We start from the raw sequence: 3,522 nt of genomic DNA on the forward strand, positions 1-3,522 counted from the left end.
CGACGGCAAGCTGTACCAGACCCGTAAGAAGTCGCAGAGCTGGACCCAGACCAGCGGCATCTACGCCAGCGGTCCGGTCGTGGAAGACAGGCTGTTCTTCTATGCAAACGTAGAACTGACCAAGCGTGAAGGCGCTGGCGTGGCTTCGACCAGCCAAGCTGCGGCCTCCACCACCAACGCATGGCAGGAATACAATTACGAGTATCCCCGCTGGGCGGCCAAGATCGACTGGAACATCACCGACAACCACCTGCTGGAACTGACCGGTATCTCCGATGTCACCAAGTACCACAGCGAGGGCTATACGTACGATTACGCCACCGGCACGCACGGTGACGAGCAGAACGCCGGCACGAGCAACGAAGACAAGGCCCGCCTGTACGTGGGCAAGTACACCGGCTACATCACCGATGATCTGACCATCTCGGCGCTTTACGGCACCCAGAAGATCGACCACAGCCAGACCCCGTGGGGTTACGACCCGGCCTGCCCGCGCACATCATCGTCGGCAACCACCCGCGCACCGGGCATCCCGGCGGCCAATTACGCAGGTTGCTGGACTGCCGCCAGTGTCAACGTACCGGGCGCCTATGACGAAACGAAGGGCTTCCGCTTCGACGTCAACTACCGCCTGGGCAACCACGACCTGCGCGCCGGCATGGACAACATGGAAGCCGAGTCGTACACCGGCAGCGAGTACGGCGGTGGCTTCGTGTGGGTCTACTCGCGCACCAACAATCCAAACGCTGCGATCGACGCCTCGCATGGCGTGGGCTCGCCAGCAGCGGCAGGTGGTCTGGGTTCGCAGGGCTACTACGTGCGCCAGCAGTACTACACCCAGCTGGCAAACGTGCGTACCAAGCAGAGCGCGCAGTACATCGAAGACCGCTGGCAGGTAAGCGACAACGTGCTGCTGCAACTGGGCCTGCGCAACGAAATCTTCAAGAACTACACAAGCGCCGGCGAGGTCTACGTCAAGCAGGACAACCAGTGGGCCCCGCGTCTGGGCGCCGTGTGGGACGTCTTCGGTGATTCGACCCTGAAACTGTTCGCCAACGCAGGCCGCTACCACCTGGCGCTGCCGAACAACGTGGCCGTGCGCGCCGCGTCGGGCTCCCTGTACACCATGGAATACTTCACCTACACCGGCGTGGCGGCTGACGGCACCCCGACCGGCCTAGTCAATGTCCCGGTGGACCAGAGCCTGGGCTACACCTGCCCGGGTAACCCGAACGCGATTTCCTCCAACCTGGAATGCGGCGATGCGCCCGACCCGCGCACCGTGGCCGCGGTCAACCTGAAGTCGCACTACCAGGACGAGTACATCGTCGGCATGGAACAGGCGATCGGTGACTCCCTGACCTGGGGTGCCAAGTTCACCTACCGCGACCTGAAGAGCGCCATCGATGACACCTGCACCCCGGCACTGGGTGGCGGCTGCTTCATCTTCAACCCGGGCGAAAGCAATACCTTCTGGGAAGAGCAGGCTGATGGCAGCTTTGCCAAGCACACCTACTCGGCCGAAGAGTTGAACCTGCCGAAGCTGAAGCGTCGCTATTACGCTCTGGATCTGTTCCTGGAAGGTTCTATCGGCGAGAAGTTCCACGGTAAGATCGCTTACATCTTCTCGCGCAACTACGGAAACACCGAGGGCCAGCTGGCTTCCGATCTGGATACCGGCGGCGGTGGCCAGACCGACGTGTCCGTTACCCAGGACTGGGATCTGCCGCAGCTGATGGTCGGTGCCAACGGCAGGCTGCCCAATCACCGCGCGCATCAGTTCAAGGCATTCGGTGCTTACCAGATCAACGACGAATGGCGCGTGGGTGGTTCGCTGCTGGTTGATTCGGGTCGCCCGCGTTCGTGCACGAGCTACTACCCGACTGCAGACGCAGGCCTTTACAACGGCGCCTATTACCACTTCTGCGGCCTGGCTGGCAGCGGCACCGCACCGGGCTCGGCCGGCTACGTGGCACCTTCGGCGGACTACACCTTCTCACCGCGAGGCAGCAAGGGCGATGCGCCGTGGAACTACACGCTGAACCTATCGCTGGCCTACACCCCGCTGTGGGCGGACAAGAAGCTGACCCTGCAGGCTGACGTGCTGAATGTGCTGAACCGCCAGGTCGCCACCTTCTATTACAGCGGCTATTCCACCGACCGTGTTACCCCGGATGCCCGCTATAGCCAGGCACTGGGCTACACATCACCGCGCCAGGTCCGCCTGTCGGCGCGTTACGACTTCTAAGCAATCACAGCGGGGATCCACCTATAGCGGGGCCGCGCTCGACGGCCCCCGCCTCCTCTCCTCCCCCTGCTTCGGCAGGGGGAATTTTTAGGTTCTTCACCCAACTCAGAGGAAGGCTGCACGGATTTTGAGGAAGAAGTAGGCGTCGTCTCGGTACCCGTAGGCGACGCGCTTGATGACCTTGATCTTGTTGTTGATCCCCTCGAGCAGATTCGTTCCAAGGGGCCATCGGCAATGAGCCAGGATGCCTGGCAGATAGGGCTGTAGGCGGCGGACAAACGTTCGCAGCGGCTCCAGTTGACTCCGCAACGCGCGCTGCCGCCAGCTCTTCCATGCTTCTTCTGCCCAAGCCTGGCTACGGTAGCGCCAGAGCTGCTTCCAGTCGTCTTTCAGCAGATAGGTCGTCAGTAAGGCTTTGTTGGCAGCCAGCAGCTCCTTGAGTTTGATTCGTTGATCAGCCGGGACGTTCTGCCGGTTACGCAGCAAGAGCCAGCGCGAGGTCTTCACCACGCGCCGGGCAGGTTTGTCCTGGCGCAGCCTGTTGGCTTCGTCCACGCGGACCCGGTCAATGACCTCCCGCCCATACTTGGCCACCACATGGAACAGGTCGTAGACCACTTCGGCGTTTGGGCATTGGGCTTTCACTTCCGGGTCAAACGCCGAATTCATGTCCATGGCGACCGCCTGGATGCGTTCGCAGCCCTCCCGGCCCAACAGCTCGAAAAAGGGGCGAACATCCGCTCGGCTACGACCACGCCCAACCCATAGCACCCGTTTTCGGGACGGCTCAACTATCACCGTGGCATAGCGATGACCCTTCTGGATCGCGAACTCGTCCATTGAAAGAATGCGAACTCCGGAGAGATCCACCGGCCCCAGTGTCTGCTGAAAGTGCCTGAAATCAAGTGCTTTGACGGGTTTCCAGTCCAGCCCGTGCCATTTGGCTGTGGCATGGATCGAAGTGGTAGCGCACATCTGGACAACGCTCTTTGCGAGCCGTTGCGTGACCCGGGAGTGCCGATCCAGCCAGTCCAAGTGTTCCAGCTTTGGCCCGCAACGAGGACAGGCCACGCGCTGGCGCTGCACCTCCAGCTCGACCGTCTCATCGAACACAGGCAGATCACGGACACCCCGGGGCACCTGGTCATGGATAGGGATGACCCACTTGGAACAGCCGCTGCAGCGGCGCCTGCGGCGTCCAATGGGAAGCAGCGAAAGCACCAGCCACGAGACTCCGTCACGAACCTCGCGCCGCCAATTGTCAAGGCGATACC

General features: G+C 61.8%; 2 protein-coding genes. One reads left to right on the plus strand and one right to left on the minus strand.

From position 1 onward, the window contains the following. The coding region (locus ACQKDV_RS18810; protein WP_427785760.1) for a TonB-dependent receptor domain-containing protein at positions 1-2,248 on the plus strand (2,248 nt) is incomplete at its 5' end. A gap of 105 nt (positions 2,249-2,353) precedes the next feature. Here ACQKDV_RS18810 and ACQKDV_RS18815 read toward each other — a convergent pair. Next, positions 2,354-3,522: ISL3 family transposase (locus ACQKDV_RS18815; protein WP_427785761.1), on the minus strand; the 1,169-nt coding region annotated here is incomplete at its 5' end.

It is taken from the genome of Stenotrophomonas sp. NPDC077659 (assembly GCF_050268705.1).
GTDB lineage: Bacteria > Pseudomonadota > Gammaproteobacteria > Xanthomonadales > Xanthomonadaceae > Stenotrophomonas.